The organism is Limnohabitans sp., assembly GCF_040401135.1.
In the GTDB taxonomy this organism is placed as follows: Bacteria; Pseudomonadota; Gammaproteobacteria; order Burkholderiales; family Burkholderiaceae_C; genus Limnohabitans.
In genome coordinates this window covers 15,965-33,476 of the sequence record NZ_JBBAOV010000005.1, presented here as the reverse complement: position 1 = coordinate 33,476, position 17,512 = coordinate 15,965, and the positions used below count along the sequence as shown (strand labels likewise).

Sequence of the window (17,512 nt, the reverse complement as noted above, 5' to 3'; positions counted from 1 at the left end):
AAAATTTACAGGTAAGAGACCGAAACAACCTCATAGCGCTTCACGCCACCTGGCGCTTGCACTTCGGCCACATCGCCTTCTTCTTTACCAATCAAGGCACGGGCAATTGGGCTGCTGATGTTGATGAGGCCAAGTTTCAAATCGGCTTCGTCTTCGCCCACGATTTGATACGTTACTTTGTCGCCCGTTTCTTCCTCTTCCAATGCCACGGTAGCCCCAAAGACCACGCGACCGCCAGCATCTAACTCAGCAGGGTCAATGATTTTTGCAACTGACAACTTACCTTCAACCTCTTGAATACGGCCTTCGATGAAACCTTGACGGTCTTTGGCGGCGTCGTATTCTGCGTTCTCACTCAAGTCGCCTTGTGCGCGGGCCTCAGCAATAGCAGCAATGACTGAGGGGCGCTCAACGGTTTTGAGTTTGTGCAACTCGTTTTTGAGCTTCTCTGCGCCACGTGTAGTGATCGGTACTGTACTCATCATGTTTCCTTCAGCCGTCTTAATTAGCGGCTAACTGGGCGTGCATTTCCTGCACAGAAATGACATCCAACTTGTCCATGTACTTCATGCCCTCCACCGCAGCTTCTGCGCCTGCGATGGTGGTGAAAGTCGTAACGCGGTTAAGCAATGCCGAGGTGCGAATGTAGCGTGAGTCAGCAATAGCGTTGCGACGCTCTTCAACGGTGTTGATGACCAACACAACTTCGTTATTCTTTATGGCGTCCACGATGTGGGGGCGACCTTCTGTCACTTTGTTCACCACATCACAAGCCACACCAGCTTCAACAATCGCAGCCGCCGTACCCTTGGTAGCCATCATCTCAAAGCCTAAAGCGGCCAGCTGACGCGCTACTTCGATCACGCGCAGTTTGTCATTGTTCTTCACAGAGATGAACACCTTGCCGGTGGATCGGCCATCGGCATCGCGTGGGCGAGGCAGCTTAGTACCCGCCCCAAGTTGGCTCTTCACAAAGGCTTCGCCAAATGTTTTCCCAACTCCCATCACTTCACCGGTGGACTTCATCTCGGGGCCGAGGATGGTGTCGACACCTGGAAACTTCACAAAAGGAAACACCGCCTCTTTCACACTGAAATAAGGTGGCGTGACTTCTTGTGTGATGCCTTGAGATGCCAAAGTTTGACCCGCCATGCAGCGCGCAGCCACCTTGGCCAACTGAATACCTGTGGCTTTGGACACGAAAGGCACGGTGCGTGAGGCGCGAGGGTTAACTTCCAGCACATAGATAACGTCTTTGCCGTCCACGTGTTGAATCGCGAACTGAACGTTCATCAAACCCACTACGTTCAATGCGCCTGCCATCGCTGCGGATTGACGCTTGATTTCGTTCACTGTCTCGGCTGACAAAGAATAAGGCGGTAACGAACAAGCAGAATCACCGCTGTGAACGCCCGCTTGCTCAATGTGCTCCATCACGCCGCCGATGAAGGTCTTGCCTTCAGGATCGCGCAAACAGTCCACATCACACTCAATTGCGTCGTTCAGGAAACGGTCCAGCAACACAGGCGAATCGTGCGACACCTTAACCGCTTCGCGCATGTAGCGCTCTAGGTCACGTTGCTCGTGCACGATTTCCATGGCGCGCCCGCCCAGCACATAGCTGGGACGCACAACCAAAGGGTAACCCAAAGCCGCGGCTTTTTCCAAAGCTTCTGGCTCAGTACGTGCAGTAGCGTTTGGCGGCTGACGCAAACCGAGGTCTTGCAACAACTTTTGAAAACGCTCACGATCTTCGGCCGCGTCAATCATGTCAGGACTGGTGCCGATGATTGGCACGCCAGCTGCTTCTAAATCAAGCGCTAGTTTCAAAGGTGTTTGACCACCATATTGAACAATAACGCCGGTTGGCTTTTCTTTGTCCACAATTTCGAGCACGTCTTCGAGCGTCAAGGGCTCAAAGTACAAGCGGTCAGACGTGTCGTAGTCGGTCGACACGGTCTCGGGGTTGCAGTTGACCATGATGGTCTCAAAGCCATCTTCACGCATGGCGAGCGCTGCGTGAACGCAGCAGTAATCAAACTCAATGCCTTGGCCAATGCGGTTGGGACCGCCTCCGAGCACCATGATTTTCTTGTTATGGGTGGGTTCGGCTTCGCACTCAGCATCGCCCAAGCCAAAGGCGTTGCCATTACCTTCATAGCATGAGTACATGTAGGCCGTGTCAGTCGAGAACTCGGCCGCACAGGTGTCCACGCGTTTGTAAACGGGACGAATGTTCAGCTCATGACGACGTGCGCGCACCACGCGCTCGGTAGTTTTGAGCAACTTGGCCAAACGGCGGTCAGAGAAGCCCTTCTTTTTCAAGGCACGCAACTCATCAGCCGTAATGGCCTCTAGCGTTGTGGTTTCAACTTCGAGTTCGATCTTCACGATCTCTTCTATTTGCACCAAGAACCAAGGATCTATTTTGGTCAAGGCAAACACCTCATCCACGCTCAGACCCATGGCAAAGGCATCGCCCACGTACCAGATGCGATCGGGCCCGGGCTCGCCGAGCTCTTTTTCTAGCACTTCGCGGTCTTGCGTTTTCTCGTTCATGCCGTCCACGCCCACTTCCAAACCGCGCAGGGCTTTTTGGAAAGACTCTTGGAAGGTGCGCCCCATGGCCATGACCTCGCCCACCGACTTCATTTGGGTGGTCAAGCGGCTGTCAGCAGTGGGGAATTTTTCAAACGCAAAGCGTGGGATCTTGGTCACCACATAGTCGATCGAAGGCTCAAACGACGCAGGCGTTGCCCCACCCGTGATGTCGTTGCGCAACTCGTCAAGCGTGTAGCCCACCGCCAACTTGGCCGCCACTTTGGCGATCGGAAAACCTGTGGCTTTAGAAGCCAACGCAGATGAACGCGACACACGTGGGTTCATCTCAATGACGACCATGCGGCCATCTTTGGGGTTGATCGAAAACTGCACGTTGGAGCCGCCCGTGTCCACCCCAATTTCGCGCAACACAGCCAAAGAGGCATTTCGCAAAATTTGGTATTCCTTGTCGGTCAAGGTTTGCGCAGGGGCCACAGTAATCGAGTCACCCGTGTGAACGCCCATGGGGTCCAGGTTTTCGATGGAGCAAACGATGATGCAATTGTCCGCTTTGTCGCGAACCACTTCCATTTCGTACTCTTTCCAACCTAGCAACGACTCTTCAATCAACAGCTCTTTGGTAGGAGATGCTTCAAGGCCACGTTTGCAAATCGTCTCGAATTCTTCAGGGTTGTAGGCAATGCCACCCCCCGTGCCGCCCAAAGTGAAACTGGGGCGAATGACGGTAGGAAAACCCAAACTTTTTTGCACATCCCACGCCTCGTCCATGGTGTGGGCAATGCCTGAGCGGGCGGACCCCAAGCCAATCTTGGTCATGGCGTCTTTGAACTTCAAACGGTCTTCGGCTTTGTCGATGGCTTCAGGCGTCGCGCCAATCAACTCAACTTTGTACTTGGCCAACACGCCGTTGTGCCATAAGTCCAACGCGCAATTCAGCGCTGTCTGGCCGCCCATGGTGGGCAGAATGGCATCGGGACGCTCTTTGGCAATGATCTTCTCAACCGTTTGCCACGTGATGGGTTCGATATAAGTGACATCTGCGGTGGCAGGGTCAGTCATGATCGTGGCTGGGTTGCTGTTGATCAGGATGACTTTGTAGCCCTCTTCGCGCAAGGCTTTGCAGGCCTGGACGCCAGAGTAGTCGAACTCGCAGGCCTGACCAATGATGATCGGGCCTGCGCCAATGATGAGGATACTTTTGAGGTCGGTGCGCTTAGGCATTATTTTGTCTCCATCAAGTTGATGAAGCGGTCAAAGAGGTAAGCAATGTCGTGCGGGCCGGGCGATGCTTCAGGATGGCCTTGGAAGCAGAACGCGGGCTTGTCGGTGCGGGCTAAGCCCTGCAAGGTGCCGTCAAACAACGACACATGCGTGGCGCGCAAGTTCGCGGGCAAGGTTTTTTCGTCCACGGCAAAACCATGGTTTTGGCTGGTGATAGAAACGCGACCTGAGTCGAGCTCTTTCACGGGGTGGTTGGCGCCGTGGTGTCCAAACTTCATCTTGAAAGTTTTAGCACCGCTGGCCAAGGCCATGATCTGATGGCCCAAGCAAATACCAAAGGTGGGGATTCCTGTTTCGATCAACGTTGCCGCAGCGGCAATCGCGTAATCGCAAGGCTGTGGATCGCCAGGTCCGTTGGACAAGAAAATACCGTCAGGGTTGTGCTTTAGTACATCCGCTGCAGACGTTTTGGCAGGAACCACGGTCACTTTGCAGCCGCGCTCGGCCAACATGCGCAAGATGTTTTTCTTCACGCCAAAGTCATAAGCCACCACATGAAACTTAGGTGCGGCCAGAGTGCCGTAGCCTTGACCTAAAACCCATTCAGTTTGCGTCCACTCATACGACTTGGAGACGGTGACTTTTTGAGCCAAATCAAGCCCGGCCATGTTGGGCGCGCCTTTCGCGGCTATGCGCGCTTGGTCTATCAAGCTTTGCGTGACTTCTTGGCCTTTGGCTAGACCCACGATTGCGCCGTTTTGCGCGCCTTTTGTGCGCAAGATGCGAGTGAGTTGACGCGTGTCGATGTTGGCAATGGCCACCGTGCCTGCATCCGCCAAATAAGCCGACAAGGTTTGGTTAGAGCGGAAATTGCTTGCAATCAAAGGTAAGTCTTTGATGATCAAGCCAGCAGCATGGACTTGGTCGGCCTCGATGTCTTCCACGTTGACGCCGTAGTTACCAATATGCGGATAAGTCAAAGTGACGATCTGCTGGCAGTAGCTGGGGTCAGTGAGGATTTCCTGATAGCCGGTGAGAGAGGTGTTGAACACCACTTCGCCGACTGTGGAGCCAGAAGCTCCGATCGAGTTGCCGATAAAGACCGTGCCGTCTGCGAGCGCCAAAATGGCGGGCGGGAAAGTTCCCTGAAGAGACAAAAGCACTGGGTTCTCCGGAATAGTTCGGGTACGCCTCAGCGCTCACTAGAGAACGTGTCTCTTGGGCTACTTTGTTCGAGGAATTTGCCTAGGTTTGAACTGGGGCGTACAGGTGGATGCGGGAAAGCCTCCCATTATATCCGAGGCACTGGTTTTCCCGAACCAACGCGCATGAATCACAGCAAATGGCAGGTAGCGCTGGCATGTAGGCAAATAGCAGCTGCCGAGGCCACATTGAGAGACTCCTCACCGCCGGGCTGGGCAATGCGCACATGCAAGGCGGCACGCTCGGCCAACGCTGCTGACACACCCTGCCCTTCATGGCCCATGAGCCAAGCACAAGGCATTGGCAACTTTGCTTCGGCCAACAATGTGTGAAGCAATGGACCTTGATGAGAGCTGGTGGCCACCCATGGCATGTCCAAGATATTAAGATCTTCGACGCTTAAACCCTCCACCAAATGCAGCCCAAAATGCGCACCCATACCGGCCCGCAAAACCTTGGGCGACCACAAAGCGGCAGAGCCTTTGATGGCCAGCACTTGCTTGAAACCAAATGCAGAGGCACTGCGCAAGATCGAGCCCACATTGCCCACATCTTGAACACGATCTAACACCACGGTAGGCGTCGTCGATATCAGCGCTTGCGATGCGGGCGCTACCAATACAAAACCCATTTGTGCGGGGGACTCCAAACTGCTGATCTCGTCAAACAAGGCATCGGGCAACACCGTGTTGCGCTCGGCCGCCTGCGTCCATTCACGCGGGGCAGTGGCCCACAAAGATTCAGCGAACACCGCATGCTCAGGCTTGACGCCGCGCGCGAGCGCAGCACGACACAGATGGTCACCCTCCAGCCAAATACGACCTAGTTTGCGGTAGGCCGTGCTGTCTTGGGACAAGCGGCGCAGGTCTTTGACCAAGGGGTTGTCACGCGAGGTGATCAAGTTCATTTCAAAACCTCTGCTACAGGCGAAAACGACTTGCGATGCCAAGGCGTAGCGCCGTGTTCTTTGAGAGCTTGCAAATGCGCAGCTGTGCCATAACCTTTATGAGCATCAAACCCATATTGGGGGTACTTCTCGTGCAGTTCTAGACACCAGCGGTCACGGTGTACTTTGGCCAAGATAGAGGCGGCTGAGATAGCCTGCACTTTGCTATCGCCTTTGACGATGGCTTCGGCCAACACATCGAGCACGGGCAAGCGGTTGCCATCCACCAAAACTTTGGCGGGCTTCAAGCGCAAACCTTCCACGGCGCGCCGCATGGCGAGCATGGTGGCTTGCAAGATATTGAGCGAGTCAATCTCTTCCACCGTGGCCTCGGCGATCGAACAGCACAAAGCTTTGGCGCGAATCTCGTCATACAAACGCTCGCGCTTCAATGCAGTGAGTTTTTTAGAGTCAGCCAAACCAAGGATGGGATTCAAGTCGTCCAAAATCACAGCGGCCGCAACGACTGGCCCAGCCAAAGGCCCACGCCCCGCCTCATCCACCCCGGCCATTAAGCCTGGGGCGTCCCAAATAAGTGCGGCTTGTTCAGCGCGCAAGAACTTTTTCGATCGCATGCGCAGCCAGTGCGGGAGTGTCGCGGCGCAGCGTGTCGTGCAGCGTCGCAAAACGTTGTTGAACATTGGCCACGGCTACCGGGTTAGCCAGCCATTGCAGCACCTCGTGCGCCAAAGCGTCTGGCGAGGCTGCGTCTTGCAGCAGTTCGGGCACCACAAAATCTTGGCAAAGAATATTGGGTAAGCCCACCCAAGGTTGTAACTTTTTGCGACGCATGATTTGCCAGCTGAGCCAGTTCATGTTGTACGCAATCACCATGGGGCGCTTGAACAGCGCTGCTTCTAGCGTAGCAGTGCCGCTGGCAATGAGCGTGACATCACAAGCCGCCAACACAGTGTGTGATTGACCATTGAGCACCAAGAGATTGGGTATCTCACCCACTTCCTTAGCAATGGCTTCAATGCGCGCCCGCAAAGCAGGCATGGCGGGCAACACAAAGTGCAAACCCGGTTGCAACTTGGCCATGCGTTGCGCGGCCTGCAAAAACCGCAGCGCCAAATACTCAATCTCTGAGCTGCGGCTGCCCGGGAGCAAAGCAACCACAGTGGCATCTTGCGGCAAACCAAGTGCAGTTCGAGCTGCGGCGCGGTCTGGCATATCAGGAATATTTTTAGCCAAGGGGTGGCCCACGTAGGTGGCGGCAATGCCATGCTGAGCGAGCAAGTCCGCCTCAAACGGAAAGATACACAACACGTGATCGACGCTTTGGCGAATCTTCTCCACACGGTCTGCCCGCCACGCCCAAATGGAGGGGCACACAAAATGAATAGTGGGAATGCCTTGGGCCTTGAGGTCACGCTCTAAATCGAGGTTGAAGTCTGGTGCATCCACACCAATAAAAGCGCTGGGGGGATGGGCCAGCAAGCGTTCACGCAGCTGAGTGCGAATGCCCACAATTTCTCGGTAATGACGCAGCACTTCGATATAGCCGCGCACCGCGAGTTTTTCGTAAGGCCACCAAGGCTCAAAACCAAGTGCAGCCATACGGGGGCCGCCAATGCCGGCACTGCGCATCTCCGGCCATTTATCGCGCATGCCCCCAAGCAACAGGCCCGCCAGCAAATCGCCCGAGGCCTCGCCAGCCACGAGCGAGAAAGTCAGAGCCTCGGACATATGGTTTATCGAATGATGCCGCGTTGCGGCGAGGTTTGGCTCAAAAAGTCCAGCATCATGACCACATCTGGCGCAGCTTCTGGTTTTTCTTGGCTCAAGGCGGCAATGCGTTCTTTGGCTTGGTCTAAGGTCAAGTCGTCGCGATACAAAGCTTTGTGCATGGCCTTTACCGCGCTGATGCGCTCGGCAGAAAAGCCACGACGGCGTAAGCCTTCAAAGTTCATCGAACGAGGCTCAGCGGGTTGGCCTTGGCACATGACAAACGGCGGCACATCTGCAAACAAGAGCGAATGCATGGCGGTGAAGCTGTGGGCACCGATGCGCACAAACTGATGTACCACCGTAAAGCCGCCCAAAATAACCCAATCACCCACATGCACATGACCCGCCAACTGGGCACTGTTGGCGAAGATGGTGTGGTTGCCCACCAAGCAGTCATGCGCCAAATGAACATAAGCCATGATCCAGTTGTCATTACCAACTTGGGTCACGCCCGTATCGCCGGGTGAGCCAATATTAAAGGTGCAAAACTCGCGGATGGTGTTGCGGTCGCCAATGATCAGCTGGCACGGCTCGCCCGCATACTTCTTATCTTGCGGAATCGCGCCCAGCGAGTTGAACTGAAAAATACGGTTGTCATTGCCAATCGTGGTGTGCCCTTCGATCACGCAATGCGGGCCCACGGTGGAGCCCGAACCGATGCGCACGTTGGGCCCAATGATGGTGTAAGGCCCCACCTGCACAGAGCTATCGAGCTCGGCCTTGGGGTCAACAATGGCGGTGGCGTGAATGAGGCTCATCGTTTGCGGTTTAGCTTGTTGGTTTCTTGGTCTTTAAGCAATTGAGCGCATGGTGCACATCAAATCGGCCTCAGTCGCCACCACATCACCCACTTTGGCGCGGGCTTTGAATTTGAAGATGCCTGCTTTCATGCGATCTAACTCAACTTCTAAGATGAGCTGATCACCTGGCTCAACTGGGCGCTTGAAACGCGCACCATCAATACCCGCGAAGTAATACACAGTTTTGTCATCGGGCGCTGAGCCCAAGGTGTCAAACGCTAACAAAGCAGCAGCTTGCGCCAAAGCCTCCAAAATCAACACCCCTGGCATCACAGGATGATGCGGAAAATGGCCGCCAAAAAATGGTTCGTTCATGGTCACGTTCTTGAGCGCCTTGATGCTTTTGCCTTTTTCCAATTCCAACACACGATCTACCAGCAAAAACGGATAACGGTGCGGCAACTGCTTCAAGATTTGATGGATGTCCATGCTCATTTTTTTTGACTTTCTAAAACAGATTCAAGAGATTTGATACGGTCGCGCAAACGGTGTAATTGGCGCAGCGTGGCGGCATTTTTCTCCCAGGACGCATTGTCGTCGATGGGGAACACGCCACTGTATTGACCGGGTTGACGGATAGAGCGCATCACCACCGACGCGGCCGAAATATGCACGCCATCGGCCAGTTCTAAATGGCCCAACACAATCGCGCCGCCACCTACCGTGCAGTTGGCACCAATACGCGCACTGCCGGCCACGCCCGCACAACCGGCCATGGCCGTATTGGCGCCCACGTGCACGTTGTGACCAATTTGGACCAAGTTATCAAGCTTGACGCCATCTTCGATGACCGTGTCATCCAAAGCGCCACGGTCAATGCAAGTATTGGCACCAATTTCCACATCGTTGCCAATACGGACAGCACCCAATTGCTCTATCTTTTCCCATCGACCTTCGAACAAAGCAAAACCAAAACCATCGGCCCCAATTACGACCCCGGCATGCACGATACAGCGCTCACCCATGTGGCAATCTTCACCCACGGTAATACCAGATTTGAGCCAACTGTTGGCGCCGATGTGGGCACCACGCTCGATCACACAAAGTGGGCCGATGCGAGCGGTGGCATGCACATGAGCCAAAGGGTGAATCACGGCACTGACGTGAACCAAGGGCTCATCATTCACACGTGTGTGTTGACGCCATAACTGCGTGAGACGCGCGAAATAGTGATACGGGTTGTCAGTCACGATCAACGCCATCTTTACGTCCGCGGCATCGGCAACTGCTGGCGACACAATCACGCAACCTGCCAGGGTGGTGGCAAGTTGTGATTGGTATTTGGGATGGCTTAAAAAACTCAGCGCGTCGACTTGAGCGGTGTCAAGCGGCGCGAGTTTTTGAATGAGGTGATTGGGATCGCCTAGAAGGCGCCCCCCCAAACTTTCGATAATCTGGCCGAGACTCAGTGCCACGGCTGCTTATTTAGCCGCGTTGATGACCTTGAGCACCTTGTCAGTGATGTCGTGCTTGGGGTTGATATAGACGGCCTCTTGCAAGACTAAGTCATATTTTTCAGCTTCAGCCACTTGCTTGATCACACGGTTGGCGCGCTCAAGGACTTGTTGAAACTCTTCGTTCTTGCGGGCATTAAGTTCTTCCTGGAACTCACGACGCTTGCGCTGGAAGTCGCGGTCTTGCTCACCCAACTGCTTTTGGCGAGACACACGCTGTGATTCAGAAAGAGTTGGGGCTTCACGCTCGAACTTTTCAACTGCCGACTTCAATGCATTGCCAGAACTCTCTAAGTCTTTTTCACGTTTAGAAAACTCTTGTTCCAACTTGGTTTGGGCCTGCTTAGCGGTGTTGGCTTCTTTGAAGATGCGGTCGGTGTTGATGAAACCAATGCGAATCTCTTCAGCTTGCACACACCATGCAGCAAAGCCCAACACGACAGCTAAGGAAATTTGACGGGTAAACATAGTCATCAGAAGGAGGTCCCGATTTGGAATTGCAACTGTTGGATTCTATCGCCTGGGAATGACCTCAGTGGGCGGGCCCAAGCAAAACGCAAGGGGCCCATCGGCGATACCCAACTCAAACCTACACCATAAGCACTACGCAATTGAGCGATGTCAATTTTTTCAAACTCTCCGTAGACGTTGCCCATGTCATAAAAGCCGTAGAGGCGCAGCGATCGATCATTGCCAGCACCCGGGAAGGGCAGGAGAAATTCAGTATTGACCGTTACCTTTTTGGCTCCGCCGATGACCGGGCCCGTGATGTCTCGCGGGCCCAATGTCCCTTGCTCAAAACCACGCACAGAACCTAGACCACCAGAGTAGTAGTTTTTGTAAAACGGCAAGGTTTGTCCATTCAAGCCTTTACCAATGCCCAAATCAGCATTGAATGCAAAGGTGTACTGTTTGGTAATCGGAATGTACTGCTGGTACTGCCCGCCAAATTTGGCATAACGCGCATCGCCAAAAGCCCCTAACTCGCTGTTCAAACGAATGAATTTGCCATTGTTGGGATTTAGGTAACTGTCACGGCTGTCACGTGCCCAACCTGCAGTCAGAGGCACGTTTGAAGCCACACATCCAAACTGCTGACATAACCTGGCATGCACGCCCAACATATTGGTGCCCGGCACCAACTCAGTTCGCTCTGCAGCCGTACCCACAAAAACACGATCTAACTCGCTGAATGGAATACCAAAACGCAAACCCAAGCCTGATGTGATCATGCGGTAGTTACCGCCCTGCTCCACATAAGGCTTGCTTGATCGGTGATAAAACTCAAATGTGCGAGACACGCCGTCTTCGGTGAAATAGGGATCTGTGGTGTTCACCACATAGTATTGATTGAACTTGCTGGTGCTGACCTGCAAGCCTAGGTTATGGCCCGAACCAAACACGTTGTCTTGCTGTATTCCAAACGACAGCGTCACCTTTTCTGCACTTGAGAAACCTGCGCCCAAGGTCAACATGCCTGTGGGTTTTTCGACCACATTCACGTTCAAATCCACCTGATCTTGAGATGAAGAAACTTCTTGCGTATCCACTTCAACATCTTTGAAATACCCCAAACGGTTGACTCGGTCACGCGACAAGCGAATTTTTTCGCCGTCGTACCAAGACGATTCAGTTTGACGGAATTCACGGCGCACGATCTGGTCGCGTGTACGGTTATTACCCACGATGTTGATACGACGCACATAGGCGCGGCGAGCGGGGTCGGCCACTAACACCAGTTTCACGCGGTTGGTGGTGCGGTCAATTTCTGGACGAACATCTGTTCGCGCAAAGGCAAATCCAAAATTACCAAAATACTCATTGAAAGCTTTGGTGGTGCGCGTGACTTCATCGGCGTTGTAAACCTTGCCTGCTTGAATTTCAATCAAAGATTTGAATTCATCATCTTTGCCCAAGTAGTAGCCGTCCATCACGACTTCAGACACCACAAATCGGTCACCTTCGGTCACGTTGATGGTGATGCTAATGTCTTGCTTGTTAGGGGAAATCGCCACTTGGGTGGAATCAATTCGAAACTCCAAGTAACCACGCGCCAAATACCAAGCACGCAAAGTTTCTAAATCGGCATTGAGTTTGGTGCGCGAGTAGCGGTCTGACTTGGTGTACCAACTGAGCCAGTTGCCAGTGCCTTGGTCGAACTGATCCAACAGTTTGGATTCATTAAACGCCTTGCTTCCCACCACACGCATTTCTTTGATCTTTGCCAAATCACCTTCAACCACAGTGAAAGACAAATTCACGCGGTTTCTATCAGCAGGTGTGATGGTGGTGATAATTTCTGCGCCATACAAACTGCGGTTCACATACTGACGCTTCAACTCTTGCTCAGCTCGGTCGGCCAAGGCTTTGTCAAACGGACGCCCCTCGGCCAAACCAATGTCACGCAAAGCTTTGCGCAACACATCTTTATCAAACTCCTTGGTACCTATGAATTCAACTTGGGCAATGTTGGGGCGCTCTTCAACGATCAACACCAATACGTCGCCATTGACTTCAATGCGCACGTCTTTAAATAGGCCAAGCGCAAACAAGCTGCGAATAGCAGCGGCGCCTTTTTCGTCGGTGTAGTCGTCACCCACTCGGAAAGGAATAGAGGCAAACACAGTGCCTGGCTCGACGCGCTGCAAACCTTCTACGCGAATGTCACGCACATTGAAAGGGTCTGCAGCCATGGCATTGAAAGCCATCAAGGTGCCCGCAATGAAGGCAGCAGTCTGAGCCAAAGTGGTGCGACGGAATTGTGAAAGTTGCATAGTCATGGGATGTTTAGGAAGACTCATGGAAGCCAACCCAGGCGAACCACATCGTTAAAAAGAGAAAAAACCATCAGTGCCACAAGGATTGCCAAACCTGCACGCTGCAAGGCGTCAAGCCATGCGGGCGAAGGAGGATGGCCTGTACAGAATTCGTAAAGATAATACAACAGGTGCCCACCATCGAGCATCGGCAATGGCAGCAGATTAAACACACCAAGTCCCACGCTAACCAAGGCCAGATAACTTAAATAGGCACCCAGCCCTAAGCTGGCTGAACGACCCGCATAGTCAGCCATGGTGAGCGGGCCACTGAGGTTGTCAAGCGACGCATTCCCACTCAGCAAGCGCCACAACATGTCAAGGGTCATGACGATGACCTCCCATGTCTTGGTCGCTGCTTGGCCAAGCCCATCGAACACGCCATATTGAACCCATACTTTAGTTGGGGGCTCGCCAACTTGAGCACCAATGCGGCCCATCAACTGCGAACCATCGGCCACACGCTCGGGTGTGACATCGATGAATATCAAACGTCCCTCTCGTGAGACAAGCCACGCTTGCATCACTGGCGCTTGGTGCTGACCACTGGCACGAACGGCAGCGCGCAAAGCACTGGCGTCAGACACCGCTTGACCATCAATTCGCAGCACTTCATCACCCCGCTTCAAGCCTGCCACATCAGCGGGCCGCCCAAGTTGCACTTCGCCCAACACAGCGCGGCTCCAAGCCCCTGTGAAGCCCCAAGCTTGCCAAGCATTGCCATCTTTGGACTCAGCGCCTGGCGCAAGGGCAGGCAAACTCATCATGCGCGAGCTTTGCTTGCCCTGTGGCTGCACCTCAAGATAAACAGGCGATGCATCTTGCTGCAGTAGCCACCAACGCAAAGCATCAAGCGAAGCCACCTCTTGCAAATCTTCGGCAGACGAGCCGACACTCAGCACGGTGTCCCCACTGCGAAAACCTGCCACCTCAGCCATCGAGCCAGCAACAGGCGCAGCCAAAGTTGCCTTCGTTTCGTATTGCCCAACCCAAAAGGTGGCGGCGTACAAACACATGGCCAACAGTAAATTCGCCACAGGACCTGCCGACACAATGGCAGCTCTGGCCCACAAAGGCTGACGGTTAAACGCCATGGGCGCATCTTGGGGTGAGACTTCCCCAGCTTGCTCGTCGAGCATCTTGACGTAGCCGCCCAAGGGAATGAGGCTGATGCAAAACTCGGTATCTTGCCCTGCGTGCGGCGAACGGGATTTCCAACGCAAGAGGGGTTTACCAAAGCCAATAGAAAATGTCAGCACTTTCACACCACACGCCACCGCCACGCGGTAGTGGCCCCACTCGTGCACGGTGATCAGCACACCAAGCGCAAGCAAGAAGGCTAGAACCGTCATGGCTTACTTGGCCAACAAGCGCACAGCGTCTTCAGCCACGGCGCGGGCCTGTGAATCCAAGGCCAGTAAATCGTCCAAACTGTTCGGTGCAGCAGGTGACATGTGTGCCATGCAGTTTTGGTTCACAGCATGAATTTGGTCAAAGCGAATGCGCCGCTCTAAAAAGGCGGCGACTGCTATTTCGTTGGCCGCATTCAGCACGGCGGTTGTACCGCGAGGGCCACGCAGTGCATCCCACGCTAGGTGAATGCCCGCAAAGCGCTCGGGGTGTCCGTGGTCATCCAAAGCTTCAAAGGTCATGGCCGACAAGGTATGAAAATCTAAGGCTTGGGCACCTGATGTCATGCGTTCAGGCCAGCTCAAGCCATAGGCAATAGGCACACGCATGTCAGGCGAACCTAACTGCGCCACCACCGATGTGTCACGGTACTGAACCATGGAGTGGATGATGCTTTGTGGGTGAATGACCACCTCTAAGCGCTCGGGGGGCAAGCCAAACAAATATCGCGCTTCAATCACCTCGAGCGCTTTGTTCATCATCGTGGCAGAGTCCACCGAAATCTTGCGGCCCATCACCCAATTGGGATGCGCACATGCTTGCTCTGGTGTGACGTCTTTGAGTGTGGCCAATTCACGCGTGCGAAACGGCCCGCCAGAAGCTGTGAGGATGATTTTTTCAACACGCGTGTCCCAAGTGGACACATCTTCAGGCAAGGACTGAAAAATAGCCGAATGTTCGCTGTCAATCGGCAGGAGAGTGGAACCGCCTTGTGTGACCGCATCCAAAAACACTTCGGCGCCTACCACCAGCGCTTCTTTGTTGGCCAACAGCAAACGCTTGCCAGCACGAGCGGCCGCTAAGCAAGGCGATAAACCTGCAGCGCCCACGATGGCGGCCATCACCACATCGACATCTGGATGCGCAGACACTTCATCTAAAGCAACTGTGCCGCAAAGCACTTGGGTACTCAAACTCTCAGCCTTCATTTTGTCTTTGAGTTGTTTTGCAGCATCCTCAGACACCATCACCGCAAAGCGAGGTTTGAACTGAGCGCATTGGCGCAACATCAAATCCACTTGGCTGGCACCAGTCAGCGCAAACAGTTCAAATCGTTCGGGGTGACGTGCAATGACGTCCAGGGTATTGGTGCCAATGGAGCCCGTTGAACCCAGTACTGTGATGCGAAGTGGCTTGTCAGTCATACGAATTGCACCAACATCATGGCCAAGGGCAAGGCGGGCAATAAAGCGTCTACACGGTCCAGCACACCGCCATGTCCTGGCAACAAGTGACTGCTGTCTTTCATGTCAGCACTGCGCTTGACCAAAGATTCGACCAAGTCACCCGCCACACTCATCATGGTCAAAAACAGAACAGCCAGCACCAAAAACGGTGCGCCACGAATGTATAAAAGGGTGTACAAACTTTGACTATCCAACGCGAATTGCGTGTCAACCCAAATCCAAATACAGGCCATGAACAACACGCCCACCATGGCGCCCCAAACACCTTCCCAACTTTTACCGGGGCTGATGGCAGGGGCAAGTTTGCGTCGACCAAAAGCACGGCCTGAAAAATAAGCAGCAACGTCTGCGACCCAAACCAACATCAACAATGACATTAAGAAATTTAAACCGATAACTTTGGCTTGGTAAATGGCAACCCAAGACAGCCACAAAGCCAACACGCCCACCGTCAAACGCAACCAGCGCGAAATCAAGACCCAACGGCTAATGCCGTGGCGAATCAACCATGCAGCAATGAAAACCCAAGCCGCCCCTGTGATGGTCCAAATATTGGCGGGCGACTCATACGCCCAACGTGCAGACCAAGCAAAAAGACACAGCATCACGCACACGGCTGACACGCGCAAGGCGCTTCTCATGTCAAAGCCATTCAAACGCCCCCATTCCCATGCGCCTGCAGCAATGAGAACAAGCGTGAGGCCAGCCAAAGGCTCTGCTGTGTCCGCCAACAATGCGGGCAATAAGAGCGCCAACAAAACCAGCGCAGTGATGACGCGTTGCTTCAACATCCGGTTTAGACCGACATGATCTCGTGCTCTTTGCCAGCAATGAGCTTGTCTATCTCAGAAATGTGACTGTCAGTCACTTTTTGGGTGTCGGCTTCTGCGCGTTTTTGATCGTCTTCAGAAGCGAGTTTGTCTTTGACCAACTTTTTCACCGACTCATTGGCATCACGGCGCAAATTGCGCACGGCCACTTTGGCGTTTTCACCTTCGGTACGAACCACTTTGGTCAATTCTTTGCGACGCTCCTCCGACATCGGAGGCATTGGCACGCGAATCAACTCACCCATGGACGAGGGGTTTAAACCCAAATCGCTGTCGCGAATGGCTTTTTCAATTTTGGCGCCCATGGGCTTTTCCCAAGGTTGCACACTCAGGGTGCGCGCGTCTAACAAAGAGACGTTAGCCACTTGGCTGATTGGCACCATCGAACCGTAATAGTCCACTTGAACGGTGTCCAGCAATGAGGGGCTAGGACGGCCCGTACGAATTTTGGTCAAACTGTTGCTGAAGGCCGCGATGGACTGGCCCATTTTGGTTTCTGTGTTTTTCTTGATGTCAGCGATGGTCATGTTGAGCTCCTGGGGCAGCGCAGTGTGAGGTTCGAAAAAAGGGGAGATTACGCGTAAACCAAAGTACCTTCGTCTTCGCCCATGACGACGCGCTTGAGCGCACCGTTCTTGAAAATAGAGAATACCTTGATCGGTAATTTTTGGTCGCGACACAACGCAAAAGCAGTTGCGTCCATGATGCCTAGATTTTGGCCAATAGCTTGGTCAAAGCTGAGCTCGGTGTAGCGTGTGGCGTTGGGGTCTTTCTTGGGATCGGCAGAGTAAACGCCGTCCACCTTGGTGGCTTTGAGAACTATCTCAGCGCCTATCTCAGCACCCCGCAAAGCAGCGGCCGTATCAGTGGTGAAGAAAGGGTTACCTGTGCCAGCAGCAAACACCACCACTTTGCCCTCTTCAAGGTATTGCAACGCCTTGGGGCGGACATAGGGCTCAACCACTTGGTCAATCGCAATGGCTGACATCACACGCGCAGTTAAACCTGTCTTGTTCATGGCATCAGCCAAGGCCAATGAGTTCATCACCGTGGCCAACATGCCCATGTAGTCAGCTGTAGCTCGGTCCATGCCGACAGAGCCACCCGCGACACCGCGGAAGATGTTGCCACCACCAATGACAATGGCTATTTCAACACCAAGGTTGATGACCTCAGTCACTTCGTCCACGATGCGAACGATGGTGGCGCGATTGATGCCAAACGCATCGTCGCCCATCAAGGCCTCTCCGGACAGCTTGAGCAAGATACGCTTGTAGGCTGGCTTGGATGAGGTCATGAAAAGGCTCCTTATGTGTGGTGGTGAATTGATGTACGACGGGGATAACAAAAGG

General features: G+C 53.7%; 16 protein-coding genes. All 16 read right to left on the bottom strand.

Annotated elements, in window-relative coordinates; all coding sequences use genetic code 11:
- Positions 1-5 precede the first annotated feature (5 nt).
- On the bottom strand, positions 6-482 hold the full coding sequence (gene greA / locus ABWP81_RS02585) for a transcription elongation factor GreA (RefSeq protein WP_353135691.1): 477 nt from the start codon (positions 480-482) through the stop codon (positions 6-8).
- 19 nt (positions 483-501) lie between these two features.
- The gene (gene carB, locus ABWP81_RS02580) at positions 502-3,783 is read right to left on the bottom strand and encodes a carbamoyl-phosphate synthase large subunit (RefSeq protein WP_353139051.1); all 3,282 of its coding nucleotides are present in this window, start codon (positions 3,781-3,783) and stop codon (positions 502-504) included.
- The gene (carA, locus tag ABWP81_RS02575; RefSeq protein WP_353139048.1) at positions 3,783-4,946 is read right to left on the bottom strand and encodes a glutamine-hydrolyzing carbamoyl-phosphate synthase small subunit; all 1,164 of its coding nucleotides are present in this window, start codon (positions 4,944-4,946) and stop codon (positions 3,783-3,785) included. The genes carB and carA overlap by 1 nt, the downstream gene beginning before the upstream one ends.
- 170 nt (positions 4,947-5,116) lie before the next feature.
- Entirely contained in the window at positions 5,117-5,893 is a 777-nt protein-coding gene (locus ABWP81_RS02570) for a TrmH family RNA methyltransferase (RefSeq protein ID WP_353139045.1), read from the bottom strand.
- Positions 5,890-6,507, bottom strand: a complete 618-nt coding sequence (gene rnhB, locus ABWP81_RS02565; RefSeq protein WP_353139042.1) for a ribonuclease HII — start codon at positions 6,505-6,507, stop codon at positions 5,890-5,892. The genes ABWP81_RS02570 and rnhB overlap by 4 nt, the downstream gene beginning before the upstream one ends.
- On the bottom strand, positions 6,479-7,621 hold the full coding sequence (gene lpxB / locus ABWP81_RS02560; protein WP_353135545.1) for a lipid-A-disaccharide synthase: 1,143 nt from the start codon (positions 7,619-7,621) through the stop codon (positions 6,479-6,481). The genes rnhB and lpxB overlap by 29 nt, the downstream gene beginning before the upstream one ends.
- Before the next feature lie 5 nt (positions 7,622-7,626).
- Positions 7,627-8,421, bottom strand: coding sequence for an acyl-ACP--UDP-N-acetylglucosamine O-acyltransferase (gene lpxA, locus ABWP81_RS02555; protein ID WP_353139039.1), 795 nt, complete (start codon positions 8,419-8,421; stop codon positions 7,627-7,629).
- A gap of 33 nt (positions 8,422-8,454) precedes the next feature.
- Positions 8,455-8,892, bottom strand: coding sequence for a 3-hydroxyacyl-ACP dehydratase FabZ (fabZ, locus tag ABWP81_RS02550; protein WP_353135539.1), 438 nt, complete (start codon positions 8,890-8,892; stop codon positions 8,455-8,457).
- Positions 8,893-8,894: 2 nt separating this feature from the next.
- Entirely contained in the window at positions 8,895-9,878 is a 984-nt protein-coding gene (gene lpxD, locus ABWP81_RS02545; RefSeq protein WP_353139036.1) for a UDP-3-O-(3-hydroxymyristoyl)glucosamine N-acyltransferase, read from the bottom strand.
- A 6-nt stretch (positions 9,879-9,884) separates the two neighbouring features.
- Positions 9,885-10,391 carry an OmpH/Skp family outer membrane protein gene (locus ABWP81_RS02540; protein ID WP_353135533.1) on the bottom strand — a complete coding sequence of 169 codons (507 nt, stop codon included), beginning with the start codon at positions 10,389-10,391 and terminating at the stop codon, positions 9,885-9,887.
- Positions 10,391-12,625 carry an outer membrane protein assembly factor BamA gene (gene bamA / locus ABWP81_RS02535; protein WP_353135557.1) on the bottom strand — a complete coding sequence of 745 codons (2,235 nt, stop codon included), beginning with the start codon at positions 12,623-12,625 and terminating at the stop codon, positions 10,391-10,393. The genes ABWP81_RS02540 and bamA overlap by 1 nt, the downstream gene beginning before the upstream one ends.
- Positions 12,626-12,714: 89 nt before the next feature.
- The gene (gene rseP / locus ABWP81_RS02530) at positions 12,715-14,085 is read right to left on the bottom strand and encodes an RIP metalloprotease RseP (protein ID WP_353139033.1); all 1,371 of its coding nucleotides are present in this window, start codon (positions 14,083-14,085) and stop codon (positions 12,715-12,717) included.
- A gap of 3 nt (positions 14,086-14,088) precedes the next feature.
- Positions 14,089-15,288, bottom strand: a complete 1,200-nt coding sequence (gene ispC / locus ABWP81_RS02525) for a 1-deoxy-D-xylulose-5-phosphate reductoisomerase (protein ID WP_353135527.1) — start codon at positions 15,286-15,288, stop codon at positions 14,089-14,091.
- Positions 15,285-16,121 (bottom strand): phosphatidate cytidylyltransferase, encoded by an 837-nt coding sequence (locus ABWP81_RS02520; RefSeq protein WP_353139030.1) that lies wholly within the window; start codon positions 16,119-16,121, stop codon positions 15,285-15,287. The genes ispC and ABWP81_RS02520 overlap by 4 nt, the downstream gene beginning before the upstream one ends.
- Before the next feature lie 5 nt (positions 16,122-16,126).
- Entirely contained in the window at positions 16,127-16,687 is a 561-nt protein-coding gene (frr, locus tag ABWP81_RS02515; RefSeq protein WP_353135521.1) for a ribosome recycling factor, read from the bottom strand.
- Between the two features lie 47 nt (positions 16,688-16,734).
- Positions 16,735-17,457 (bottom strand): UMP kinase, encoded by a 723-nt coding sequence (gene pyrH / locus ABWP81_RS02510; protein WP_353139027.1) that lies wholly within the window; start codon positions 17,455-17,457, stop codon positions 16,735-16,737.
- Positions 17,458-17,512 lie beyond the last annotated feature (55 nt).